At 72.2% G+C, this 24,390-nt stretch carries 22 protein-coding genes, 2 pseudogenes and 1 riboswitch; of the genes and pseudogenes, 13 read left to right on the top strand and 11 right to left on the bottom strand.

Annotated elements, in window-relative coordinates:
- Nucleotides 1-142: 142 nt before the first annotated feature.
- Nucleotides 143-3,292 carry an ATP-binding protein gene (locus Aut01nite_RS00910; RefSeq protein ID WP_063958799.1) on the bottom strand — a complete coding sequence of 1,050 codons (3,150 nt, stop codon included), beginning with the start codon at nt 3,290-3,292 and terminating at the stop codon, nt 143-145.
- 441 nt (nt 3,293-3,733) lie between these two features.
- A riboswitch (cyclic di-AMP (ydaO/yuaA leader) is annotated at nt 3,734-3,866 on the top strand.
- Between the two features lie 6 nt (nt 3,867-3,872).
- Here Aut01nite_RS00910 and Aut01nite_RS00915 point away from each other — a divergent pair.
- The 5 genes and pseudogenes from Aut01nite_RS00915 (at nt 3,873) to Aut01nite_RS00930 (ending at nt 6,878) form a co-directional block, all read left to right on the top strand.
- Nucleotides 3,873-4,433, top strand: a complete 561-nt coding sequence (locus Aut01nite_RS00915; protein ID WP_052163958.1) for a C40 family peptidase — start codon at nt 3,873-3,875, stop codon at nt 4,431-4,433.
- Nucleotides 4,434-4,574: 141 nt separating this feature from the next.
- A pseudogene (locus Aut01nite_RS44710) lies at nt 4,575-4,781 on the top strand (cupin domain-containing protein); the annotation flags it as partial.
- Nucleotides 4,782-4,884: 103 nt separating this feature from the next.
- On the top strand, nt 4,885-5,580 hold the full coding sequence (locus tag Aut01nite_RS00920; RefSeq protein ID WP_052163959.1) for a class I SAM-dependent methyltransferase: 696 nt from the start codon (nt 4,885-4,887) through the stop codon (nt 5,578-5,580).
- A 199-nt stretch (nt 5,581-5,779) separates the two neighbouring features.
- Nucleotides 5,780-6,142, top strand: coding sequence for a YciI family protein (locus Aut01nite_RS00925; RefSeq protein ID WP_043527109.1), 363 nt, complete (start codon nt 5,780-5,782; stop codon nt 6,140-6,142).
- A 52-nt stretch (nt 6,143-6,194) separates the two neighbouring features.
- Nucleotides 6,195-6,878 carry a DUF4232 domain-containing protein gene (locus tag Aut01nite_RS00930; RefSeq protein ID WP_052163960.1) on the top strand — a complete coding sequence of 228 codons (684 nt, stop codon included), beginning with the start codon at nt 6,195-6,197 and terminating at the stop codon, nt 6,876-6,878.
- Between the two features lie 13 nt (nt 6,879-6,891).
- On the opposite strand, the gene Aut01nite_RS43145 is transcribed toward Aut01nite_RS00930, so the two are convergent.
- The gene (locus tag Aut01nite_RS43145) at nt 6,892-7,209 is read right to left on the bottom strand and encodes a spore photoproduct lyase family protein (RefSeq protein WP_236642807.1); all 318 of its coding nucleotides are present in this window, start codon (nt 7,207-7,209) and stop codon (nt 6,892-6,894) included.
- Between the two features lie 14 nt (nt 7,210-7,223).
- Nucleotides 7,224-7,718, bottom strand: a complete 495-nt coding sequence (locus Aut01nite_RS43150; RefSeq protein ID WP_236642809.1) for an SPL family radical SAM protein — start codon at nt 7,716-7,718, stop codon at nt 7,224-7,226.
- A gap of 232 nt (nt 7,719-7,950) precedes the next feature.
- Here Aut01nite_RS43150 and Aut01nite_RS00940 point away from each other — a divergent pair, with 232 nt between their 5' ends.
- Together Aut01nite_RS00940 and Aut01nite_RS00945 are read left to right on the top strand one after the other, a co-directional pair.
- Nucleotides 7,951-9,375: a WGR domain-containing protein gene (locus Aut01nite_RS00940; protein WP_204037395.1), complete on the top strand. Its 1,425-nt coding sequence runs from the start codon at nt 7,951-7,953 to the stop codon at nt 9,373-9,375.
- Nucleotides 9,376-9,434: 59 nt separating this feature from the next.
- On the top strand, nt 9,435-11,390 hold the full coding sequence (locus tag Aut01nite_RS00945; protein ID WP_043524954.1) for an ABC1 kinase family protein: 1,956 nt from the start codon (nt 9,435-9,437) through the stop codon (nt 11,388-11,390).
- Nucleotides 11,391-11,516: 126 nt separating this feature from the next.
- Here Aut01nite_RS00945 and Aut01nite_RS00950 read toward each other — a convergent pair whose 3' ends face one another.
- The gene (locus Aut01nite_RS00950; protein ID WP_161790634.1) at nt 11,517-11,669 is read right to left on the bottom strand and encodes a hypothetical protein; all 153 of its coding nucleotides are present in this window, start codon (nt 11,667-11,669) and stop codon (nt 11,517-11,519) included.
- Nucleotides 11,670-11,789: 120 nt separating this feature from the next.
- Here Aut01nite_RS00950 and Aut01nite_RS00955 point away from each other — a divergent pair, with 120 nt between their 5' ends.
- Nucleotides 11,790-12,815, top strand: a complete 1,026-nt coding sequence (locus Aut01nite_RS00955) for an aldo/keto reductase family protein (protein ID WP_043524953.1) — start codon at nt 11,790-11,792, stop codon at nt 12,813-12,815.
- Nucleotides 12,816-12,833: 18 nt separating this feature from the next.
- On the opposite strand, the gene Aut01nite_RS00960 is transcribed toward Aut01nite_RS00955, so the two are convergent.
- Nucleotides 12,834-14,801: a putative bifunctional diguanylate cyclase/phosphodiesterase gene (locus Aut01nite_RS00960; protein WP_052163692.1), complete on the bottom strand. Its 1,968-nt coding sequence runs from the start codon at nt 14,799-14,801 to the stop codon at nt 12,834-12,836.
- 54 nt (nt 14,802-14,855) lie between these two features.
- The gene (locus tag Aut01nite_RS00965) at nt 14,856-16,079 is read right to left on the bottom strand and encodes a GAF domain-containing protein (protein ID WP_239124586.1); all 1,224 of its coding nucleotides are present in this window, start codon (nt 16,077-16,079) and stop codon (nt 14,856-14,858) included.
- Nucleotides 16,080-16,450: 371 nt separating this feature from the next.
- Here Aut01nite_RS00965 and Aut01nite_RS00970 point away from each other — a divergent pair.
- The 5 genes and pseudogenes from Aut01nite_RS00970 to Aut01nite_RS00990 form a co-directional block, all read left to right on the top strand.
- A pseudogene (locus tag Aut01nite_RS00970) lies at nt 16,451-17,077 on the top strand (STM4015 family protein); the annotation flags it as partial.
- A 184-nt stretch (nt 17,078-17,261) separates the two neighbouring features.
- Nucleotides 17,262-18,311 carry an STM4014 family protein gene (locus Aut01nite_RS00975; protein ID WP_052163700.1) on the top strand — a complete coding sequence of 350 codons (1,050 nt, stop codon included), beginning with the start codon at nt 17,262-17,264 and terminating at the stop codon, nt 18,309-18,311.
- Nucleotides 18,299-19,096, top strand: coding sequence for an STM4013/SEN3800 family hydrolase (locus Aut01nite_RS00980; RefSeq protein WP_043524950.1), 798 nt, complete (start codon nt 18,299-18,301; stop codon nt 19,094-19,096). Before Aut01nite_RS00975 ends, Aut01nite_RS00980 begins: the two co-directional genes overlap by 13 nt.
- Entirely contained in the window at nt 19,093-20,403 is a 1,311-nt protein-coding gene (locus tag Aut01nite_RS00985; RefSeq protein ID WP_043524949.1) for an STM4012 family radical SAM protein, read from the top strand. The genes Aut01nite_RS00980 and Aut01nite_RS00985 overlap by 4 nt, the downstream gene beginning before the upstream one ends.
- 23 nt (nt 20,404-20,426) lie before the next feature.
- Complete coding sequence (locus tag Aut01nite_RS00990) at nt 20,427-21,305, top strand: STM4011 family radical SAM protein (protein WP_043525022.1); 879 nt, start codon at nt 20,427-20,429, stop codon at nt 21,303-21,305.
- Between the two features lie 303 nt (nt 21,306-21,608).
- Here the strand turns inward: Aut01nite_RS00990 and Aut01nite_RS00995 are convergent, their stop codons facing one another.
- The 5 genes from Aut01nite_RS00995 to Aut01nite_RS01015 all read right to left on the bottom strand — a co-directional run bounded on the left by Aut01nite_RS00995 (nt 21,609) and on the right by Aut01nite_RS01015 (nt 24,295).
- Entirely contained in the window at nt 21,609-22,100 is a 492-nt protein-coding gene (locus Aut01nite_RS00995; RefSeq protein WP_043524948.1) for a hypothetical protein, read from the bottom strand.
- A 119-nt stretch (nt 22,101-22,219) separates the two neighbouring features.
- A complete protein-coding gene (locus Aut01nite_RS01000; protein ID WP_083998936.1) occupies nt 22,220-23,062 on the bottom strand; it encodes a flagellar M-ring protein FliF C-terminal domain-containing protein in 843 nt (280 codons plus the stop codon).
- Nucleotides 23,063-23,160: 98 nt separating this feature from the next.
- Nucleotides 23,161-23,529, bottom strand: a complete 369-nt coding sequence (locus Aut01nite_RS01005; protein ID WP_043524946.1) for a hypothetical protein — start codon at nt 23,527-23,529, stop codon at nt 23,161-23,163.
- A gap of 2 nt (nt 23,530-23,531) precedes the next feature.
- Nucleotides 23,532-23,777 (bottom strand): hypothetical protein, encoded by a 246-nt coding sequence (locus Aut01nite_RS01010; RefSeq protein WP_052163691.1) that lies wholly within the window; start codon nt 23,775-23,777, stop codon nt 23,532-23,534.
- Nucleotides 23,774-24,295, bottom strand: a complete 522-nt coding sequence (locus tag Aut01nite_RS01015; RefSeq protein WP_043524944.1) for a DUF6624 domain-containing protein — start codon at nt 24,293-24,295, stop codon at nt 23,774-23,776. The genes Aut01nite_RS01010 and Aut01nite_RS01015 overlap by 4 nt, the downstream gene beginning before the upstream one ends.
- Nucleotides 24,296-24,390: the final 95 nt, after the last annotated feature.

Raw genomic sequence — 24,390 nt, forward strand, 5'->3', positions numbered from 1 at the left:
AGTGTTCATAATTTGTCGCAAAGTCACGGGCGCAAGCGGTTCGACGGAGGTCAGCGCGGTTCGCAAACGACACAAAGGGCCGATGTGGGCACGGTCACGTCGCGCAAGAATTCGACATAGTTCGCAAGGAATTGCAGGTGTCTCACCGCGCCCGCTGCCCGTCTCGGAGCTCCCGGTCGGCGCCGGGCCGCCGGTGCTGCCGGCGGCGTTCCAGCGTGATCGAGTACATGGCCGCGTCGGCCTGTTCGACGGCGGCCGCGAAACCGTCGGCCATGGTGACGGCGGCCCAGCCGATCGCTCCCCTCATCCCGGCCGCCCGGAGTTCGGCGTCGATCCGCTCGATGACGGCCGGAGCGTCGTCCTCGGTGCAGTCGCGCAGCAGCAGGCCGAACTCGTCACCGCCGAGACGGGCCACGGTGTCGGTGTCGCGCAGGGCTCGCCGCAGAGCGGTGGCGGCGGCCGCGAGACGGGTGTCGCCTGCGACGGCGAGCGGATCGAGGTCGAGGTCGAGGTCGAGGTCGAGGATCGCGATCACGGTCGGGTCGGCGAGGCGTTCGTAGCGTTCCCGGGCCTGTTCGAGGATGTGCTGCCACGCCCGCCGGTTCGGCAGCCCGGTCAGCGTGTCGGTCTCCGCGCCGATCTGCGCGCGCAGGCGGGGGCCGATGAAACGGTCGTGGGCGCGTTCGGCGGCCAGCACGGTGGTGAGCAGCCGGCCGAGCCGAGCCAGCAGGGTCTCGGCGTCGGCCATCCGCGGGGCGCCGCTGTGGGTCTGCGGGTCGAGGCCGCAGATGGTGCCGAACAGGGAGCCGTCGGGTTCGGTGATGGCGGCTCCGGCGTAGGTGCCGATGTCGATGAGTTCGTTGACTCCGGCGTTCGCGTACGCCGGCACCGCCTGGGCGTCGCGGGCGACCGCCGGGGCCCGGCCCGCGGCCATGTGGACGCAGAAGCTGTCCTCCCAGGGATGGCTTCCGCCCTGTGACAGGCCGTACCCGTTGCCGGCGTCCAGATAGAGGTAGGTCTGCCGGCCGTTCTCGACCCGGGTGACGGCCCAGAACGTCAGCGGCATCCGTTCGTGCAGATAGTCGAGCACCAGGTGGGCCGCCTGCTCGAAGGCCGCCACCGGAGCCATGGCAGGCGGTTCGGCGGCCGCGGTGGTGTCCGCGGTCGTGTCCGCGGCGGGTACCGGCACGGCAGCCGGGGGCGGGTCGGCGGCCTCCACCGGTGCGAGCGTGGCGGCCGTGATCGCGTCGGCCGGCAGGGTGACGGTGATCCGGGTGCCCCGCCCGGCCGGGTTGGCCGACGCCCGGATCGACCCGCCGTGGCGTTCGACGATGCGTTTGCAGATGCCCAGGCCCAGTCCCGTGCCGGTGTAGCCGGTCCCCCGGTGGGCGCGGTGGAAGTCGTCGAAGATCGCCTCGTGCTGGCCCTCGGGGATGCCGATGCCGTTGTCGTCGATCGTCACCGTGGTCATCGCCCCGGACCGTTCGGTGCTGACGGCGATGTGCGGCACGACGCCCGGCCCGGTGTACTTGACGGCGTTGCCGATCAGGTTCTCGAACAGCTGACGCACCAGCACCGGGTCGGCATGAACCGGGTGCAGCTCACCGATGCCGAAGGTGGGGACCGGGGTGCCGTTGCTCTGCGCCTGGTCGATACGGGCGATCGCGATGTCGTTGACCAGGTCGCCGAGTGCGACGGGCGCCGGTGACATGGTGGCGTTGCGGGCGGTGGTGTACTCCAGCAGGTCGTTGATCATGTTGCGCATGCGAGCGGCGGCCCGGCTGATCCGCCGTACCGGGTCCGCCAGTTCCGCCGCGGCGGCCCGGTCGGCGGCCTCCTCGATCATCTCGGCGAGGGCCTCGGTCCAGCCTTCGACGGTGGCGAGCGGATTCTGCAGGTCGTGGGCGACGACACCGGCGAAGGAGGCCAGCTCGTTGCGGTGCCGGCGTTCGGCGGTGACGTCGTGGAACACCGTCACGGCGTAGCCGTCACCGTCACCGTCACCGTCGCCGGGCAGAGCCGTGGAGCTGACACTGAGCATGCGGCCCTCCGTCAGGCCGGGATTGCGGACGAGGATGTCCACGTCCCGGACGTCCGTGCCGGCCAGCGCCCGCCGGTAGGGCATCTCGTCCGGTGCCAGCGGACGGCCGTCGGGGTGGAACAGGCCGTACTGGTCCGGCCGGCCCATCCGGTCGGAGCCGCTGACCGTCCCGCCGACGAGCCGGCGCACCGCCGGGTTGCGCAGCAGGAACCGGCCCTCCGCGTCGACCACCATGAGCCCCTCGGCCATCGAGTCGACGATCGTGTTCAACATCCTCGCCTGCCGGGCCGCGGCGTGCTCGGCGCCGCGCAGCTGCCTGATCAGAGCGGCCCGTTCGTCCCGGCCCAGCGCCAGGGCCAGCCCGATCACGGTGATCATGCAGACGAACGCCTGAGCCACCAGCGCCCGTACCGGATCGGACCCGATCTGCGCGAACACCCCGCTGCCCCGCAACGTGAACAGGATCGTCACCGTTCCGAACACCAGAGTGTGCAGGCCCACGAAGGTGGTGTGCAGCCGGGAACCGGCCCAGACGGTCAGGGCGAGGACGGTGAAGGCCAGCGGCAGCCGCTGACCGAAGCCGAAGACCGCGGTGTAGGTGACAGCCGACAACACGGTCAGGACGAGGTAATCCAGCCGCCGGATCAGCGGAAGCCCGGCCCACCAGGCCCGCACACCGAGACGCGGCGCTCCCTGCCGGCGGGCGTGCGCCATCGCGCCGATCCGCAGACCCGCCGCGCCGATCAGCAGGATGCTCACCGTGTTGCGGGTCATCCACACCGCGGTCGCCGGCCACGAGTAGACCCCGTTGACGAACCACACCCCGGTGGGCCCGAGCACGGCCCCGCACCCGGTGCTGACGAGCGCGATGGCCGCCAGCCGCCACAGCTCCAGCACCCTGGCCAGGGCCTGTCCCCCGCCGCCGCCCCACAGATGGGGCAACCAGCGGGCGAACAGCCAGGCGAAGACCCACGCCTGCGCGATGTTGGCCGCGGCGAACCACAGCGTCAGCACCGCCGGGGCGCCGGTCGCCATGTTGACCACGAACGTCACCGCGCACAACGCGGCCGCGTCCAGAACCCGCCAGGGGGACCGGAACTGCGCCGCCGCCCACACCGCGGAGACGCCGGCGGCGGGCCAGACGAGGCTCAGATTCGTCTCGTCCATCACCGTGAGCCGCCCGGCGTAGGTCGCGCCCAGGTAGACGACGGCGAAGCCGAGCGTCCGCAGCAGGGACGCCCCGAAGCCCATCAGCTGTCCCCCGTGCCGTCGTCGCCATACCCCTGTTCGTCTGTTCGGCAGCAGGCGCCCGTTCGTGAGGGACTCACCGGCCGGATGGATGTCAACACCCGATCGGTTGACAGCGGACGACGAGCATGACGGCGACCATCCGGCTTTCTCCGTGTTCCCGTTCACAGATCAAAAGCACGTCCGCGTGACCGTACGAATACCGAGAGTGACGAAAAACTTCGCGGCGCCCTTCCCAACCGGACAATCCCCACCTGGCGCGATACGCAGCGTCATCACGGCGGCGGAGGCAGCGGGTCGAAAGCCGGGCTATCAAGGAGGGGCGGCGGGCACCTGCTCGCCGGTCGTGCCGTACGGATCACGCCGAGCCCTGCCCCGGTCCGGCGGCACGAGCCCGCATGACGAGTCATGAGGCAATCGGGGGCAGGGACGGGGAACCCACATATCGACCCTCGGCCGGCCCGCCCTTCACGGTGGCCGGACCGGAGAGTCTCGGGGTGAAGCCGCGACCAGCGGCCGGGCAATCCTTCGCGCCCGAACCCGACAGCTAACCCCGCAGGCGTGCCGGAGGGATTCCTTCACCGTGCGCACCAGCACCTCGAGCCGGCCCACCCGCACCCTGGGCGCCGGCACCATCGCCCTGTCCGTGAGTCTCGGTCTCCTGACCGGCGGGCTCGGTACACCACAGGCCGCCTCCGCCGCCCCGCAGACCGCCGGCGTCACCGTCGCCCGGGCAGTGCCGCAGGCCGGCACGACCGTCGCCGTCAAGGTCGCGACCGCCCGCGCCCAGGCGGCCGGTGTCCGGGTCGTCAACGAGGCGGCCCGGCACAAGGGCAAGAAGTACAAGTTCGGCGCGGTCGGGCCGAACCGCTTCGACTGCTCCGGGTTCACCCTGTACGTCTACAAGAAGACCACCGGGCGCAAACTGCCGCACAAGGCGAACCTGCAGCAGAAGTACGGCAAGCCGGTCGCCAAGGCCAACGCCCGCCCCGGTGACCTGATCATCATCCGCAAGGGCTCGTACGGCACGCACGCCGGCATCTACGCCGGTGGCGGCAAGATGTGGTCGGCGCCGCGCACCGGCAAGACGGTCAGCAAGCAGAAGATCTGGAGCAGCAACTACGTCGTACGCCGTCTGGCCTGACCCGGACGCCGTCTGCCCACCGGGACGCTCCCACCGGAGTGTCCCGGCGGGAGCCCGACGGGAGATCGACACACTGCCGCCCGAAGCGGACCGGGCCCGCGCCGACTCGCCGGCCCGGGAGATCTCCTCGGCGCACGCCGGCTGGGCGACCTCGGCGAGACCCGGGTCGGGGTGGGGGAGCTGACCGCCGGGACGGTCACCGACACCGAGGTCGACGAGATCTTCCTCGTGCTGTCCGGTGACGGCGCGGTCGCCTTCACCGACGGCTCGGAGATCGCGCTGGGCCCTGGCGTCGCCGTACGCCTGCACGCCGGCGACCGCACCGTCTGGACCGTCCGCCGGACCCGGCGCAAGCTCTACATCGCCTGGCCCCGAACGGTTCCGGGGGCAGCGGGTTTGAGCACCCGCTCGATCGTGGTACTGGACGGCCTCGACCGAACGAGGAGGCCGTGTGAACGCCCAGAACCGGATCAACGACTACTGGACCGGCCGCGCCTCCGGCTACGACGCCGAGCAGCAGCGTCCCGACCGGCTCGCCGACGACGACCGGGCGTGGTCCGCCATCTGGGCCGAGGCGCTGCCCGCCGGACCGCTCGACATCCTGGACGTGGGCACCGGATCCGGCCAGGCCGCGTTCACGCTCGCCGCCCTCGGGCACCGGGTCACCGGCATCGACCTGTCCGACGGCATGCTCGATCTGGCCCGCCGGCACGCCGCCGGCCTGGATGACGCCCCCGACTTCCGGCTCGGCGACGCGGTCGCCCCCGACTTCCCGGCCGCCAGTTTCGACGCGATCGTCGGCCGGTACGTGATGTGGACGCTGCGGGAGCCGGCCACCGCGGTCGCCAACTGGCGGAAGCTGCTGCGCCCCGGCGGCCTGGTCGCCATGGTCGACACCACCTGGTTCCCGAACGGCCTCGACGAGGGCCCGCGCCGGTTCGCCGAGTCCTACGACGACGACGTCCGGGCCGTGCTGCCGCTGGCCGCCGCCAAGTCCATCGACGAGACCGTCCTGGCGCTCGCCGACGCCGGCCTCGAGAACGTCACCAGCATCCCGCTGACCACGATCTACGAGCTGGACCAGCGGTACGGGGTGACGCCCGGCCACGACGTCCAGATGCACTTCCTGATCACCGCCCGGGTCTGATCAGGCCGATCTCCGGTACGCCCGGACAGGAACCTCCGGGCGCTCGTGCCCGCGGCTCGGGCGCTCCGGCGGTGGAACCCGGCGGACGCGGACGACGGAGATCGCCGTGGGGAATCCGCCGGCATAGCATCTGAGCGCGGTGAGTCGTTCGTAGACGGCAGGCGGCGAGACGCAGCCGCCGGGACAACGGGGATGTGGGATGACGCGGTACTTGATCTCGTTCGACGACGGCGCGATGGACCACATCCGGGACGAGGAGTTCCCCGAGGTGGGCGAAGCCGCGCACGCGGTGATGCAGGAGGCCGTGAACGCCGGCGTGTTCGTGTCCGGCGGCGGGATCGGCCGCCAGAGGGCGAGCATCGTGGCCCCGGACGGAACGGTCACCGATGGCCCGGACCCGGAGACCAAGGCCGTCATCGGCGGGTTCGTGGTGTTCGAGGTGGCCTCCCGCGAAGAGGCGCTGACATGGGCGGCCAAGATCGCTTCCGCTTGCCGCTGCGCCCAAGAGGTCCGCGAGATCATGCCCGATGCCGAGACGGACGCGATGCTCGCCGCTCAGTGAGATCTCCGCGGGATGTGGGCGGCGGGTTGCCGGGGACGGCCAGAATGGGCCGGTGATCAGGAACCGGGTCTCCCGCTGCTTCGTCGTGCCGGTGCTCGTGGCGTCGCTCGCCGGCTGTGCCCGGCCGGTGAGCCGGCCGGACTCGTCGGCGGGCCGCCCCTCGGGGCCGGCGATCACCCTGCCGGGGCAGGTGACGCCGTCGGCGACCGCCGTGACGTGCCCGCCGGAGGGTGTCCGGTTCGAGGTCGGCGAGGGGGACGCCGCGATGGGGCTGCGGGTGCTCGGCATCAAGTTGATCAACTGTGGGTCGGAGACCTACCGGCTGAACGGCTACCCGGCGGTGCGGCCGCTCGACGAGGACCTCACGAAGCTGAAGGTGCGGATCCTTCACGGCGTGACGGAGATCACCGGCACCATGCCGTGGGACGGGCCGCCGAAGCCGGTGACCCTCGAGCCGGGACAGCAGGCCGGCACGGCCGTGGCCTGGCGCAACACCTACGACGACGTACGGCAGCCCCCGGTGCGGGTGGAGTTCCTCGACATCGCCCCACTGGCCGGTCGCCCGTCCCGGATCGTCGACCCGCGCGGTGGTCTCGACCTCGGCAGCACCGGCCGGTTCGGGGTCAGCGCCTGGCGCCTGCTTCCGGACGACGAGACCACCCCGTCCCCCACCGACCCGGTCTCCCCCGGCGCCACCACCGCGGAACCGGTGGAGACCGTCGGCCCCCTGCCGTGACAGGGCGCGGGACTCACGTCCAGTAAAGGACGCGGCAGGTCGGCAGCCGGCGGGCGATCTCGTTCTCGAACCAGGTGCGCAGGTCGGCCATCAGCGAGGCCGGATAGACGTACTTGACCGCCCCGAACTTGCCGCGTTTGCGGGACCGGGCCTCCTCGTCCATCTCCAGCCGGGTACGCGGATACCAGCCGAGCAGCACCTCCTTGCTGCCCGGCGTGAACCGGTGGGTGATCAGTTCAGCGGTCAGGTCGAGATCGGGCACACCCTCGACGGCGGCCTCCACCGCAGCGATCAGTGCCCCGTACGCCGTACGCCAGTCGTCGACCGGCATGATCGGCGCGATCGTCAGACCGACCGGGTACCCGTCGAGCGCGAGCCGCCGCAACCCGGCCGGCCGGTCCCCAGCGGGCTCGTGCCGCCTTCGTACCGGGTCGTCACCGGCAGGCAGTCGACGCTGAACCGGACCCGGGTACGCCCGTGGTGCCCGAGCCCCACCAGCGACGCCACGTCGCCGAACTTGGTGGTCCACCGCAACTGCACCGGGGCGTCCCACGCGCCGAAGTGCTCGATCGCCCGCCGCCAGCTGCCGGTGAGGTGTTCCAGCGCGAGCGGATCGGTGTAGCAGGACGCCTCGAACGTCGTACCCTCGTCGCGTCTCGCCGCCCGGCGGCTGGTGATCGTGCCGCGTCCTTCGTACTCCGCGAGCCCGTCGAGGATCTCGTCCAGGTCGGCGTAGACCCGGGTGACCGGCGGCCCGGACAGCGAACCGGCGAGGTAGCAGTACTGGCAGTGCGCTGGGCAGCCCTCGGCGAGGTCGAAACGCCAGTCCGCGGAACCCACCGCCGCGCCGGCCGGGCCGGTGGCGCCACCCCACTGAGATCGAACGTGGCCACCCGCTCCCCGCCGGCGCTGTGCGGCGCGGGCGGCACATCCCGGGCGAGCGGCCGGTCGAGATCCGTCATGCCCGGGGATCACCCCTGGTGGAGCCGCTGTACCGCGGAGGGCGGCCGGGAATGTCGTACCCACCGGTTAGCTTTTCCGGCGTTCCCCCCTCTGCCGAAAGGTGGCCCGGATGCCGGCCGAAACGACGTACCTCGAGCTCTCCGAAGACGCCGGGAGTTCCCACAAGTTCTACGAGGTGACGGTCGACGGCACCGATCTGACCGTCCGCTATGGGCGGATCGGTGACCGGGGCCAGGTCAAACAGTCGTCGTTCACGACCGTGGACAAGGCGCGGGCCGAGGCCGCGAAGAAGATCGGGGAGAAGGTCCGCAAGGGGTACGCGCCGGCGGTCATCGGTCAGCGTCAGCCCCGTTCCGTCACCCGGCGGCAGATCGTCAGCACCCGCTCCACCGCCAAGAGCGCTCCCGTGCTGTGGCGTTACCGGTCCGGCAGCCCGGCGTTCGGGGTGTTCGTCGACGGCGACGTCTGCATGGTCGGCAACGAGGCCGGTCTGATCACCACGCTGAACCATCGGGCCGAGGTGCAGCAGCAGGTTCGGCTCCCGGACGGTGTCAAGTGCATCGTCGCCGACGACGGCTGGATCTACGCCGGCTGCGACGACGGCAACGTCTACGACCTCTCCGGCAAGGTGCCCCGCCTGGCGTACCGGATCGCGCCCGAGATCGACATCTACTGGCTGGACATCCACGACGGTGTCCTCGGGGTCTCCGACGCCAACGGCGGCATCTCCGCCATCGACCACGAGGACCAGTTCCTGTGGCAGCGGCCCGGCCGTGGCACGTCGGCGTGGATGGTCCGCTGCGACGACGACGCCGTCCATCACGGTCACAGCGCCGGTGTCACCAGTTACGACTGGCGGACCGGCCAGGAGCTGTGGCACACCGGCACGCGCGGGGCCGTCCTGTTCGGCTGGCAGGAGCGGGACACCGTCTACGCCGGCACCTCGGCCCGGCAGGTCGCCGAGCTGGGCAAGGACGGCACGCACCGCCAGACCTACCAGTGCGACGCGGCGGTGTTCTCGTGCGCCGCCGCCGCGGACGGGCGGTACATCTTCGCCGGTGACAGCGCCTCCTCGGTGTACTGCTTCGACGCCGCCGGCACCCGCCTGTGGAAACTCGCCACCGGCTGCGGCTCCGCCTATTCCATGCAGTACCACGACGAGCGGCTCTACATCGTCACCACCGACGGGTCGCTCGCCTGTATCGACGCCAGCGAGCAGGCCGTCCGGTCGGCTGTCGACGGCACCGTTCCCCAGGTCGTGGACGTCAAGGCGCCCCCGCGGATGGCCGAGGTGGCGCCGTCCACCACCGTCGAGATCGTCCAGGATCCGGCCGGCGGCATCGTCGTCGAGTGCGTCGAGGAGTCCGGGCGCCTGCGCATCCGCGTGGTCTCCAGCGGCTACCAGCGTGACTGGCAGGTCCAGTTCCCCAAGGGCATCCGGGAGAGCGGCGCCCGCTACGTGGTCACCGGGATCCGCGAGGCGTCCCGCGGCGGTTTCTACCGCGCCTACGGCGACATCCGCCGGCTCCGCTGACGACCCGGGGCGGGATGTCCCGCCCCCACAGCGCAGCGATACCCGCCTATCGTCGGCCGGTGGGAGAAGCCTTGCTGTTCGTTCCGTTCCTCGTCGTCACCGTGCTGCTGTTCGGGGCGGTCATCCGGCGGCTGCTCGGCGTCCGGGTCGGTCCCGGGCGGACCCTGTTCGCGGCCGTGCTCGCGGTCGTGGTGACGTCTCCGCTGCTGGCCGGGCTCGCCCCGCCGGATCCGGCGGCGGTGACACTCACCGAGGGCCTCCTGCTGATGCTGGCGTCGACCGGAGTGGCCACGCTGATCGCGATGGCCGCCCTGGTGATCCTGGAGGTGCTGCTGCCGACCGGGTCACTGCCGGGGCCGGTGGAGGTGTGGCGCGGCACCCGGCGTCGGATCGCACGGACCCGGCGGTACTCGCAGATCGTCCGGATCGCCCTGCGGCACGGGCTCGGCCGTTTCCTGCGCGGGCGGCCACCGGCCGGGCCGAGCTCCGCGGCCGCCCGGCGCCGGCTGGCGCGGTCGCTGTGCGCCGCGCTCGACGAGGGCGGTGTCACCTTCGTCAAGGTGGGCCAGCTGCTGTCGACCCGCCGCGACCTGCTGCCCGCCGAGTTCGTCGACGAGCTGACCGCATTGCAGGACCGGGCCACGCCGGTGCCGTGGGAGCAGATCGCCGCGGTCCTGGACAGCGAACTCGGTGATCGGGTCTTCGCCGGCATCGAGCGGGAGCCCCTCGCGGCCGCGTCGATCGCGCAGGTGCACGCCGCCCGGCTGCCGGACGGCACCCCGGTGGTGGTGAAGGTGCAGCGGCCGGGCATCGCCACCGTCGTCGAACGGGACCTGGACATCCTGTTGCGACTCGCCGGGACCCTGGAGGCGCGGACGTCGTGGGGCCGGTCGTTCGGCGTACGCAAACTGGCTCTCGGTTTCGCCGAGGCGCTGCGGGAGGAGCTCGACTTCACCGTGGAACGCGACAATCTGCAGACGATGGCGGCGGCGCTCGCCACGTCACCGCAGCGCGGGGTCCGGGTGCCGGCGGCGTACCCCGCCGTCAGCTCGGAGCGGGTCCTGGTGATGGGCCGGCTGCCGGGCGCTGCGCTGGGCACCGCCGAACCGCTCCTCGCCGAACTCGGTGACGACCGGCGGCACGCCCTCGCCGCCGGTCTGCTCGACAGCCTGCTCGACCAGGTGCTGGTGCACGGGATCTTCCACGCCGACCTGCATCCGGGCAACCTGCTGGTCGGCGCCGACGGCACGCTGGGCATGCTCGATCTCGGTTCGGTCGGCCGGCTGGACACGATGACCCGGAACGCGGTCGGCCGGCTGCTGAACGCCGTCGGCAGCGGTGACGCGGCCGGCGCCACCGACGCGCTGCTGGATCTGGCCGACCACAGCGGCGAGGTCGACGAGCGGGAGTTGCAGCGGGCGATCGGCATGCTGCTGGTGCGGTACGCGGCGGCCGGCAGCAGCGCCGGGGTCGCCGCGGTCACGGCGCTGCTGCGGACCTTCACCTCGTACGGGCTCGGTGTGCCCGCGCCGGTCGCCGCGGTGTTCCGGGCGTTCACCACCCTCGAGGGCACGCTGCGGGTGCTGCGGCCGGAGTTCGACCTGATCGGGCAGGCGCGAGCCGTCGCCGGGCGGCGGCTCGCCGAGATGCTCGACCCGCGGCAGGTGCACCGCGGTGTGCAGGAGGAGCTGATCGCGCTGCTGCCGATGCTGCGCGGGCTGCCCCGCCGGCTGGACCGGCTCGGTGACACGGTGGAGAGCGGCCGGCTGCGGTTCAACGTCCGGCTGTTCTCCGACGACCAGGATCGCCGCCTGGTCACCGGCCTGATCCAGCAGACCCTGCTCACCGTGATCGGCGCGGCCGCCGGCGTGATGGCGGCCATGCTCCTCGGCAGCGACGACGGACCCCGGGTGAGCGCGCACATCGGCCTGTTCCCGCTGCTCGGCTACTCCCTGCTGGTCGTCTCGGCGATCCTGGTCCTGCGGGTGCTGGTGGTCGCCCTCCGGCGCGACTGAAGACCCGAGGACCTGGGATCGGCGAGAGCTCAGGCGATGTCGGTGATGAACGGGTGCTGCACCGTCCGACCCCGGCCCGCGTCCATCAGTCACTGGGTGGTCGGCCGGCCGAGCACGGCGGTCCGGTCAGCCGCGAGTCATCGGCACGGTGCGCAGGTCGAGGTCGAACGGGTTCCGGAGCCGTTGCATCGCCTCGACACTGCGGTCGATCTCCGGCCGCGCCGACTCGTCCTGGTCAGGACGGTTGTCGCCACGAAACTCCACTGCACGCACGGACATGCGGGCTCCCCGTTCATCAGTTGCACCGTTACGCGGCAGTATTACCCGTACGCCCGCGTTTGGGAACCTGCTTCTCGCCGATGATCCCCGTGCCCGGCCGGATCGATAGGGTGATCCACTATGGAGCATCGTCGACTCGGGCGCAGCGGCCTCTACGTCAGCGAGATCACGTACGGCAACTGGCTGACGCACGGCGAACTCGTCGCCCGGGACACCGCGCTCGCCTGCGTCCGGGCCGCGCTGGACGCCGGGATCACCACCTTCGACACCGCCGACGTGTACGCCATGGGCGCGGCCGAGGAGGTGCTCGGCGAGGCCCTGCGAACGGTCCGCCGATCGTCGGTCGAGATCGCCACGAAGGTCTGCCTGCCCACCGGCGACGGACCCAACGATCGCGGCCTGTCCCGCAAGCATGTCATGGAGTCCTGCCACGCGTCGCTGCGGCGGCTCGGCACCGACTACGTCGACCTCTACCAGGCGCACCGCTTCGACGAGCGCACCCCGCTCGAGGAGACCCTGATCGCCTTCGACGATCTGGTACGCCAGGGCAAGGTCCTCTACCTCGGCGTCTCGGAATGGACCGCCCCGCAGATCGAGGCCGCCCTGACGGTCGCCACCGACCTCGGGCTGCGCAGCCGGATCGTCGCCAACCAGCCGCAGTACAACATGCTGTGGCGGGTCATCGAGCCTGAGGTCCTGCCGCTGTGCGAGCGCGAGGGCATCGGCCAGGTCGTCTTCCAGCCGCTGGCCCAGGGCGTGCTGACCGGCAAGTACCGGCCGGACGGGCCGCCGCCGGCGAACTCGCGGGCCACCAGCGGCGGACGGGCACCCCGGTTCATCGGCCGGGTGCTCGGCCCGGTGCTGCTCGATCGCGTCCGGCGACTGCGCCCGCTCGCCGACGAGGCCGGCTTGTCGATGGCCCAGCTCGCCATCGCCTGGACGCTGCGGTCGGCCGCCGTCAGCTCGGCGATCATCGGCGCGTCCCGGCCCGAGCAGGTCACCGAGAACGCGACCGCCTCCGGCGTGCCGCTGCCGGCCGCCCTGCTGGCGGAGATCGACGAGGTGCTGGGCGACCTGGTCGATCGCGACCCGGCCAAGACCGCCCGGATGATGTCGGTCAAACCCGAATGGAGCAGCCCGGCCTGACCGTACGCCCGGCGCTCCTCACCCGTTCCCGAGCGTGACCGCGTGCTGCTGGAGCCCACGGGTGATCTCGTCGGCCGGCATCGGCCGGGCCAGGTGGAAACCCTGCGCCAGGTCGCAGCCCATCTCGCGGAGGACGGCGAGGGTGGCGGCGTCCTCGATGCCCTCGGCGACGACGGTCAGGCCGAGGGTGTGGCCGAGTTCGGTGGTGGAGGCGACGAGCGCCCGGCTGCTGAGGTCGGTGCCCATGTCCTTGACGAACGACTGGTCGATCTTGAGTTCGTCCAGGGGCAGCAGCCGCAGGTAGGTCATCGAGGAGTAACCGGTGCCGTAGTCGTCGATGGACGTCTTCACGCCGAGGGCACGGATGTGCTTCAAGGTCTCGATGGCGGTGTTCGGGTCGCTCATGATGCTGTGCTCGGTGACCTCGATGCAGAGCTGGTCGCCGGGCACCCCGGTCTGGTGCAGCAGGGCGGCCAGCCGCTGTGGGAACGTCGTGTCCAGCAGCGACCGGGTGGAGAGGTTGACGGCGACCGGGATCCGGTGGCCGGCGTCGAGCCAGGCGCGGGCCTGGGTCAGCGCCTGCGTGAGCACCAGGTGGGTGAACCGGTGGATCAGGGTGGTGGCCTCCAGGACGGGGATGAACTGTCCCGGGGAGATCGGCCCCTTGGCGGGGTGCTGCCAGCGGGCGAGCGCCTCGACACCGGCCAGCGCACCGGTCCCGATGGCGAACTTCGGCTGGTAGTGCAGGGTGATCCCGGTGCCGCTGTCGAGGGCGCGGCGCAGGTCGCCGAGCAGGGTGAGGCGGGCGGTGCTGTCGTCGCCGGTGTCGCCGCCGGTGAAACGGCGGAAGCCGAGACGCTGCTGTTTGGCGTGGTTCATGGCGCTGTCGGCGTGCCGCAGCACGGCCGGCACATCCTCGCCGGGGCCGGCGGTGGCGGCGCCGATGCTGATCTCCAGGTCGACGGTGAGGTCGTCGATGACGAACGGCTCGTCGAAGGCGTCGGTCAGCCGGGTGGCGACGGCCTCGCCGATGTCCGGGTCGGCGTCGTGCAGCAGGACGGCGAACTCGTCGCCGCCGAGCCGGGCCACGAAGTCGTGCTCGCGCACCGAATCCCGCAGACGGCGGCCGACATGGGTGAGCAGCAGGTCGCCGATGCGGTGGCCGAGCTGGTCGTTGACGTCGCGGAAGCCGTCGAGGTTGACCACCAGCACGGTCACCCGGCCGCGGCGGCCGTGGTCCGGCCGGCGACGGTGGCTGGCCGCCGCGGTCAGCGCCTGCCGGGTCCGGGCGGTGAACCCGTTGCGGTTCGGCAGGCCGGTGAGCGGATCGGTGGCGGCGGTCGCCTCCACCTGACGCCGGTGCGCCCGCGCCGCCCACGCGAACAGCACGAGCACCACCAGGCTCAGCGCGAAGGCCAGCGCGTTGCGCCACAGCACCTGCCGCGACTCGTGCTGGCCGGCCGCCTGCTTGGCGGCGTGGTCGGCGAGGTGGTGTTCCCGCTCAGCCAGCACCAGCGTCATGATCGACGTGGTGGCGGGTTCGATGACGTCCTCGAGGGTCGCCTCCGCGGTCCCCAGGTCCCCCAGGTCGATCGAGCGCAGGTAGGCGACGATGTCCGGCCGCATGCTGCGGTGCGCCTGCACGAGGCCGGAAGCGAGCGTCCGATGCTCGCCGTCGACGGCCGCCATGTGCTCCATGGCGTGCTGGGTCCGCTCGTACACGGCGAAGAGCTGTGTCCGTTCCTCGCCGTCGGGTTCCCGCAGCGACGCCTGGATCAGCGCCATCTCCCAGTTGATCAGGGAGGCGGCCTCCTGGTAGGCGTCGGTGTCGGCGCTGTCGTCGGCCAGCTCGGCGACGATGTCCGCCTGCCGCCGGCTGCCGGACACCGCGTACCCGGACAGGCCGGCCAGCAGGACGGCGAGAAGCCCGGCCAGCCACCACGAAGCGACCCGTGCCGAACCCATCACCACCTCCGCCCAGCCCACCCTCCGATCCCATCGGCACCGACGGCCCGGAGATGACGACTCGCGGCGGTGCGATCAGCGGTTGACGTAGGCGGCCAGGCCGCCGAGCTCCTCGCTGGCGATGAAGACCGACCGCACGTTGAGGATCGCCTCCTCGACGTGGACGGGACAGCCCCACGCCGAATCCCCCCACGAGTCGGCGACCTTGAGCTCGGCCGCGGCGGTGCAGCCGGAGGCGCCGCCGAGCTGGCAGTGCTCCGGATGCGGGGCGGCGGCCTGTGCGGCCGCGGCGGCGCGCATCCGCTCGGTGAGCTCGGCCGCGGCGGCGGCCCGCTCCTCGGCGGCGGCCCGCAGCGCCTGCTCGGATCGGACCGTCCTGGCCAGCTCGTCGTGAGCGGCCTTGGCGCGGGCCTCGGCGGCCTGCTGGGCCTGCTCGATGTGGTGACGCTCGATGGCCAGGGCGGCGGTGCCGGCGAACAGGTGCGCGAGAGCGAGGTCGGTGTCGTGCGGGATCCGCGGGGTGCGGTGGTACATGGCGAAGGTCCCGAGCAGGGCGCCGTCGCGGGCCAGGATCGGGGTGGACCAGCAGGCGGCCAGACCGGCACGCCCGGCCAGGTCCCGGAAGTCGTCCCAGAACGGGTCGGTGGTGATGTCGGTGACGATGACCGGTTCCCGACGATGGGCGGCGGTGCCGCAGGAGCCGACGCCCTCGCCCGTGGCGATGCCGTCGATGGCCTCGTTGTAGAAGCCGGGCAGGCTGGGCGCGGCGCCGTGGCGCAGATGCCGGCCGTCGGGGTCGGCGAGCAGGACCGAGACGAGCACCTCGTCCGCGGACAGCTCCTCGATGCTGCGGGCCATCCCGTCCAGCACCTCGGCCAGTGGCGCCCGGCGGGCGATCTGCTCCAGCAGCGCCCGGTGCTCGGCCATCAGCCGCTGGGCGTGTTTGACCTGGGTGGTCTCCATGCCGATCACCCGGATCCCGGTGACCGTGCCGGCGGCGTCGCGGTGCGGCTCGTAGGTGAAGTCGAAGAACGCCTCCCGCGGGTGCGGGCCCTCGCCCAGCAGCACCCGGGCGTCCCGGCCGGTGTACGGCTCGCCGGTCCGGTAGACCCGGTCCAGCAGGTCCAGGAATCCCTGGCCGGCCAGCTCGGGCATCAGCTCGGCGAGCGGGATGCCGGTGCGGGCCCGGTCACTGCCGCCGATGGCGGCGAAGAACGCCGGGTTCGCCGTCACGACGATGTGCTCCGGCCCGGTGAGCTGGGCGAAGACGGCGATGGACTGGCCGAACAACGTCCGCACGTCGTCGGATGCCATCAGTCCGGCAGCCGCCGGGTCCGCTGCGTGCTGCCGGCCCGAAACCGCCGTCATGTCTGGCCTGCCCGTCGTTGTGGAGGGTGCGATAGTTGCCTACCGGCAAACGATGGGATCAGGATACGCGCGGACCGGCGAGACCGCCCGCTCAGAACGGGCGCCGAACGCCTCCTCAGGGATCAGGTCGACCGGAACCGAAAATGTCAGGGGGTGCTGCTAGCTTTCCGGCACCACTCACCCACGAAGGAGTCCCGGTGACGATCAACTTTTTCCTCGACACGTTCGCGGGGCTGCCCGTCGTGCAGTGGGACGAGGAGGTGGATCCCGCCGACCCCGCCGCGGTGGCCTGGCGCATCGACATGGAATACGACACGCCGCAGAGGAAATTGCTGGCCGCGTTCGAGCATGTGCTGAGGCGCTGTGGCGCGGCCGGGCCGACCGCGCTGATCTTCGGTTCGTGGGGGGAGCCGTTCGAGGATCCGTTCCCGTTCGACCTGCTGATCCGCAACACCGCGCGGCTCAGTGGCCTGCGGGCGCTGTTCGTCGGCGAGATGGGCTCCGAGCAGTGCGAGATCTCCTGGATCGTCCAGGACGACTACGCCCCGGTGCTGCAGGCGTTCCCGGCCCTGGAGCGCCTGTGGATCCGCGGTGCGCAGAAACTGGCGTTGACCCCGCTGCGGCACGAGAGCCTGCGGGAGCTGGTGATCCAGTCCGGTGGCCTGCCGACCTCGGTGATCCAGCAGATCCTCGCCTGCGACCTGCCTCAGCTGGAGCATCTGGAGCTGTGGCTGGGGGTCGACAACTACGGCGGCGACGCGACCGTGGAGGATCTCGCTCCGCTGCTGTCCGGCCGGCTGTTCCCCACGCTCACCCGTCTCGGCCTGTGCAACGCCGAGATCGTCGAGCAGCTCGCCACCGCGGTGGCCGCCGCCCCGATCGTCGCCCGGCTCAAGGCTCTCGACCTGTCCTATGGTGTGTTCGGCGACGCGGGCGCCGAGGCGCTGCTGGCCGGGCAGCCGCTCACCCACCTCGACGAGCTCCGGATCACCACCACTTCATGTCCGCCGAGATGGCGCACCGGCTGGTCGACGAGCTGCCGGGTGTCGCCGTCGACGTCTCCGACCGGCAGGACGAGTCGCGGTGGGGCCGGTACACCGTCGCGGCGGAATGATGCGGCTCGCCGTCGTCGGCAACCCGGAGAACCGCCGGGTCACCCTGTTCACCGCCGCGGTCCGGCGGTTCGGGCTGCCCGCGCCCGAGGTCTTCCCGTGGCTCGACGTGCTGACCGCGGGCCGGGTCCCCGGGCCGGGCACGGTGGTGCGCGTCGACTCGCCCGGCGAGAACGCTGAGGTCGACCGGCTGCTGCGCGGCGCCTCCGGCCCCGCCGAGCACGGCGAGATCGTCGGCGCCGCCGCCGCGTTCCGGGGCCTGGGTCGGGCCCTCGCCCGGATCCGGGATGGCGGCGGTCATCAACTGCAGGACACCGGCGACATCCTGCTGATGACCGACAAGCCGCGATGCCACGGCTTCCTGCGGGAGGCGGGGATCCCGGTGCCGGAGGCGCTCGGCCCGATCGGAGGTTATGAAGCGCTGCGCGCCTCCGGGTGGAAACGGGTCTTCGTCAAACCGGCCTACGGTTCGTCGGCCTCCGGCGTGATGGCCGTCGCCTTCGCGGGGCGGCGGGTCACCGCCGTCACGTCCGCCGAGCTCAGCGGCGGCAGGATCTACAACAACCTCCGGGTACGCCGTTATGACGACGAAACCTCGATCCGGGCCGTCGTCGACCGGCTGGCCGTGGACGGGCTGCACGTCGAGCGGTGGTACCCGAAGGCCTCCCTCGGCGACCGGGTGCTGGACCTGCGGGTGGTGGTGATCGCCGGGGAGCCGCGGCACGTCGTGGTGCGCACCAGCCGCACCCCGATGACGAACCTGCATCTCGGCAACGCCCGGGGTGACGTGGCCGCGGTCCGGGAGGCCGCCGGGGAGAAGACGTGGCGCGCCGCGATGGGGACCTGCGCGTCGGTCGCCGCCCTGTTCCCCCGCAGTCTGCACATCGGTGTCGACCTGATGTTCCGGGTCGGGTGGCGTGATCATGCGGTGGCCGAGGTCAACGCGTTCGGTGACCTGCTGCCCGGGGTCCTGGTCGACGGTCGGGACACCTACGGCGCGCAGGTCGGCGCGATCGTCGGGGGCCGGGCGGGTGTGCCGTGCGCGATCTGATCGGCAGCCACGATCTGCTGTTCGTCACCCTGGACACGCTGCGCTACGACGTGGCCGTGGACCTCCTGGCCCGCGGGCGCACCCCGAGCTTGGCGAAGGTGCTGCCCGGCGGTGTGTGGCAGCGGCGGCACACGCCGGCCAGTTTCACGTACGCGGCGCATCACGCCTTCTTCGCCGGGTTCCTGCCGACCCCGGTGACGCCGGGACCGCACGAGCGGATGTTCGCGGCCCGGTTCGGCGGCAGCGAGACCAGCGGCCCGGGGACGTTCGTGTTCGACGCCCCGGACCTGCCGACCGCGCTGACCGCGGCCGGCTATCACACGGTCTGCCTGGGCGGTGTCGGCTTCTTCAACCCGGCGTCCCCGCTCGGCCGGGTGCTGCCGGGCCGGTTCGCCGAGGCGCACTGGGAGCAGGCGTTCGGGGTGACCGCCCCGGACTGCCTCGGCGCCCAACTGGACCGCCTGGAGACGATCGTCGCCGGGCTTCCGCGGCGGCGGCCGCTGTTCACCTTCGTCAACGTGGCGGCCATGCACCAGCCCAACCGCCACTACCTGCCCGGCGCCACCGACGACGGCCCGGCGTCCCACGGCGCCGCCCTGGAATACGTCGACGGCCGGCTCGACCGCCTCTTCGCCCTGGTCACCGGCCGGGGACGGCCCTGCCAAGTGATCATCTGCTCGGACCACGGCACCCTCTACGGCGAGGACGGCCACACCGGCCACCGCGTCGCCCACGAGACCGTGTGGACCGTGCCGTACGCCGACTTCATCCTGGACCCCACATGAACCTGGACGACTCCCCCTATCAGGGTTACCTGTACGCGTACCCGCACAAGACCGCCTACCGGCGTCTCGATCCGCGCCCCGCGCTCACCGACGTGTGGGCCGCCGAACGGCAGGACTCCCTCTTCGGGTACGTGCATCTGCCGTTCTGCGAGATGCGCTGCGGCTTCTGCAACCTGTTCACCCGCGCCAACCCGCCGGCCGAGCAGGTCACCGCCTACCTGGCCCAACTGCGCCGCCAGGCCACCGCGGTCCGCGACAGCCTCTCCCCCGCCGCCCGGTTCTCCCGCCTGGCGATCGGCGGCGGCACCCCCACCTACCTGACCGCCCCCGAACTGGAGTCGCTGTTCACCGTCCTCGCCGACGCCTTCCCCACCGCCGCGCCCGCCGTGCCGCTGTCGGTGGAGACGTCCCCGGCGACGGCCACCCCGGACCGGCTGGCGGTGCTCGCCGCGCACGGCACCACCCGGATCAGCATGGGCGTGCAGAGTTTCCTCGACGCCGAGGCCCGCGCCGCCGGCCGGCCGCAGCGGCTCGCCGAGGTGCAGACCGCGCTGCAGGCGATCCGCGACGCCCGGATCCCGGTGCTCAACATCGACCTGATCTACGGCATCGACGGGCAGACCGCCCGGACCTGGCAGCACTCCCTCGACGAGGCTCTGCGCTGGTCCCCGGAGGAGCTGTACCTGTACCCGCTGTACGTGCGGCCGCTGACCGGGCTGGGCCGGCGCGCCCACGCCCGCGCCGACTGGGACCGGCAGCGCCAGGACCTGTACCGGCAGGCCGTCGGCGCGCTCACCGCGGCCGGTTACGTGCGGCATTCGATGCGGCAGTTCCGACGCGCCGACGCCCCGGACCCGGACGGCCCGGACTACTGCTGCCAGGACGACGGCATGGTCGGGCTGGGCTGCGGCGCCCGGTCGTACACGACGGATCTGCACTATTCGTTCGACTACGCGGTCGCCGTCTCGGAGGTCCGCGCGGTCATCGACGACTACCTGTCCCGGCCCGCCGGCGACTTCCGGTTCGCCGAGATCGGGTTCCGTCTCGACGAGATCGAACAGCGCCGCCGCTGGCTGCTCAAATCGCTGCTGCGCGCCGAGGGCGTCGACGCGGCCGGCTACCGCGACCGGTTCGGCACCGCCCACCACGAGGACTTCCCGCAGCTCACCGACCTGGTGGACCGGGGCTGGCTGGACGTCACCCGGACCGTGCTGACCTCCGACGGCCTGGCGCAGTCCGACGCCATCGGCCCGTGGCTGGTGTCCGGGCCGGTCCGTGAGGCGATGCGGACGTACCCGCTCCGATGACCTCCGCGCCTGTCCTGATCGGCATGCCCACCGCTCCGGGGCCCGCCGAGGATCTCTACGTGCTGTACCGCGGGCCCCTCGCGAGCTGCAACTACGACTGCCCCTACTGCCCGTTCGCCAAGCGGGTCGACCCACCGGACCTGCTGCGCGCCGACCGGGCCGATCTGGAGCGCTTCCTCGGCTGGGTGGAGGCCACCACCGACCGGCGGCTGTCGGTGCTGTTCACGCCATGGGGTGAGGGGCTGACCCGGTCCTGGTACCGGGACGCCGTCGTCCGGCTGTCCCACCTGCCGCACGTGGGCCGGGTCGCGATCCAGACCAACCTGGCCACCCGCACCGGCTGGCTGGCCGACGCGAAACCGCAGGTCGCAGCGTTGTGGGCGACGTACCATCCGGGTCAGGTGACCCGGGACCGGTTCGTGGGCCGCTGCCGGGAACTCGACGGTCTCGGGGTGCGCTACTCCGTCGGCGTGGTCGGCCTGCCCGAGCACCACGCCGAGGCGGTGGCGCTGCGCGCGGCCCTGCCCCCGCACGTCTACCTGTGGGTCAACGCGGCCGACGGGCACACCTACACCGCCGAGGAGGAGCGGCGCTGGACCGCCCTGGACCCACGGTTCGGTGACAGCGTGCGCCCGCACCCGTCGCTCGGACGGCCGTGCCACGCCGGTGAGACCGCCATCTCGGTCCTCGGCGACGGCACCGTCCGCCGCTGCCACTTCATCCCCGACCCGATCGGCAACCTCTACGACGGCAGCTGGCGCGCCGCCCTACGGCCACGCCCGTGCACCAACGACCGGTGCGACTGCCACATCGGCTACGTCCATCTGAAACCCCTTCGACTGCGCGAGGTGTACGCCGCCGGCCTGCTCGAACGCATCCCCGCCGCCTGGCCGTCCCCCTGATCCGCCCGGCACCTCTCCGCAACGCTTTTGGAGATCTTGCCCGGTTGACCGTCGCCGCTGTCTCAGCGCCGTTGAGACAGCGGTGACGACCAGCCGGGGTTTCCTGACTGGTCGTCACCGCTGTCTTACCGGCGCTGAGACAGCATTCAGAACCAGCCGGGAGGGACCGGGGTGGGCTCGACCGCCGGGTCGGCGGTGTTCGGCGGGGCGGCCGAGCGGCTTCTGCCGGATGCCAGCGGCTCGTATCGGCTCGGTCCTCGCACCGGTGTCCGCCGTACCGCGTGCCCACGGGCGCCTCCGCGGTCACTGCAAGGGGTGTGTGGATCCGGTGGCGAGGGCGTTGCGGACCTTGTCGATGCCGGAACGGAGCATCGCGCCGTAGTCGTCGTCGGGGAGCAGGTCCACGTCGGTGGTGGCGGCTGCCAGGTGGTGCCGGGCCGAGGCGGGGTCGCCGGTGCGGCGGTACGCGTCGGCCAGGTTCAGGTGCAGCGACGGCAGGAAGGCGCGGGCCTGGAGGGAGTCGTGGAAGCGCCGGGCGCGCTCGTCGTCCAGGCCGGTCACCGCGGCGAGGGCCCGCTGGTCCCACAGCAACTCGTCGGTGGTCTCGTCCTGCAGGTCGGCGAGGTAGTGGGCGATGCTGCACCGGTGCAGCGCGTCGCCGTGGCCGCCGGTGCGGTCCCACAACGCGGTGAGGGTTTCCCGGGCCGCGGCACGGTCGCCGGCCCGGCCCTGCTCGACGGCCGCGCCGATGGCGGCCATGACCTCGTCCGGTTCGGTCTTCGGCGGCTGCGTCATGGTGGTCCTTCCCGATGCGTTCCGGGCTCGGCGGCCGATCGGGCCGTCCGGGCGCCGGCGGGGTGATCCCCCGTACGGCAAGGGTGGTGTCTCGACCAGGTCGAGGGTCAAGACGCGGGTCACCGGCCGGGGCCGAGCCAGCCGCGCATGAGCTCCGCCGCCTGTTCCGGGGCGACCGGCGGGCTGATCGCGCGCTGCCGGGCCTGTGCGCCGGTGGCCGGTGCCGCGGCGATGGCGGCGACGGTGACCGGCAGGGGCCGCGCGTGCGCCTCGACCCGGAGCGGCGACCGTACCGGGTGGTCGCGGCGCCGGCGGCCGGCCAGGAACAGGCCCAGGATCAGCAGGGCCGCCAGCGGCACCGCGGCGGCGAGGAGCATCGGCCGGTGGTCGGTTCCGGCAGCGGCGACCGGGGGCGCGGTCGCCGGAGCGGCCCGCAACGGCATGGCCGCGACCGTCACCGTGTCACCCCGCTCACGGTCGGCGCCGGCGGCGACGGCCACCATCTCCCGTACCCGCGCCAGTTCGACACCGCGCGCCGCGGTCTCGTCCACCAGCACGGCGACGGTGAGCCGTTCGATGTCGCCGGGCGCCTCCCGGCAGATCTCGCGCACCGAGTCGAACGCGTTGGCCCGGGTCGCACTGCTGCTCTCGGATCGTGTGCCGCTGCCGTCGGCGTACGAACGCCTGCTGACCTGCTCCGACACGGCGCCGGCGGCCGGATCCCGGGTGTAGGTGGTGCGGGCGGTCTCGACCTGGTCGAGGTCGAGTTCCACGTTGGTGGTGACGACCGAACGGCCGGGTCCGACCATCGCGTCCAGCATGCGTTGCAGCGAACCGTCCAGACGTTCCTGGAAGGCCGCGGTCTCCCGGCCGGGTGTCACCTCGGCCGCCGCCGCGTACGCCGGGGAGAACGCGATGCCGGCGCACACGGCGAGTCCCGCCGTCAGGAGCCTCGCGCTCATGGGCGTACCTCCTCAGGGGTCTGGTCCGGCGGCCCGGCCGATCACCCGTCCTCCATCGTGCGGCAGCCCCGCCGGTTGATCGTTTCGGCGGTTGCAGCTCAGTTGCCGGCGTCGTGGGCCGGCGCTGACCGGCGCCGGCGCAAGCGGCCGCGGATCGCCCGGACGATCAGCGAGACGACGGTCAGCAGGACCAGGGTGGCCGCGGCGGTGAAAGCGGAGAGGTAGCCGATGAACCGGCCGAGACCGAAGCCGCAGTCCAGGCCGGCCTTGGCGCCGGTGCGGCATTCCCAGTGCTGCTTGCTGTCCTCGATGTCGCCGGCGATGACGCCTGCCACCACACACGCCACCGGCAGCAGAGCGCAGAGACCGAAGAAGACCCATCGCGGTACGCCGTGCCATCGGAGGGCGGCCCACCAGCCGGCGATCACGAGGAGCGGCGTGACGAGCGGCAGCAGGAGAACGTCCATCGTCACTGCGCCTCGGATTCGGTGGTCCAGCCGGTCAAGGCGAGGACCGCGGCCGCGATGTCGGCGACCGCGCGCCCGTCGGTCGGCACCCGGTGAACCCAGTCCGCGACGTTCCGGTCCAGGTCACGGGCCATCAGGTCGCTGCGTTCGACGTGCCGGTCCAGGGCCGTGCCGATCTCCCGCCGGGCCAGCCGCTGCCGTACGGTCGCGTCGTCCGCCGTCAGCAGCACCCCGCTGCGCGCCGTCATGGCGCGGGCGTTCCGGGCGAGGCCGGCGCGTGCCTGGCGACATGCACGGCGAAGGGGTCCAGGCCGACTCGGGCACGCCGGTCGTCCATCCGGTCCGGGTCCTCGCAGGGCCACGGGACCGGGGCGCCGTCGACGACACCGGCGATCTGGGTGCCGTAGATCTGCGGGCGGCCCTCGTTGACCAGGAGACGGTCGTGCAGCATGGCCAGCTGGGCGGCGTCGCCCCGGCCCGCCCGTACCGCCTCGGTCATCAGGGTCAGGGCCCGCCGTTGCAGGTGCAGCTGCCGGTCGGCGTGCTGCGCGACCAGCCATGCCCGGCGGGCCGCCTCCGGGCCGACGAGTTCCGCGGTGGGCCAGCCGTGCTCGTCGAGGATCTCAGCGAGCCGGTCCCCGTTACGGACGGTGACCCGGCGGTAGGCCAGTTGCGCGGCGAAGTCCGCACCGAACGCGCCGGGCTGCAGCCGCCGGTCCTCGTCGGTCATGTCGATCAGCTCGCGGGCGAGCACGTCGTTCACCATGTCCCGCACGCTAGCCGGGCCGGGATCCACGGCTGTCGGCCCGCGACGAGACATCGATACACCTCGATTATGGATACTGGTGGAGGCCTTCCTGA

The sequence above is a fragment of the Actinoplanes utahensis genome (assembly GCF_016862455.1).
GTDB classification, from domain to species: Bacteria; Actinomycetota; Actinomycetes; order Mycobacteriales; family Micromonosporaceae; genus Actinoplanes; species Actinoplanes utahensis.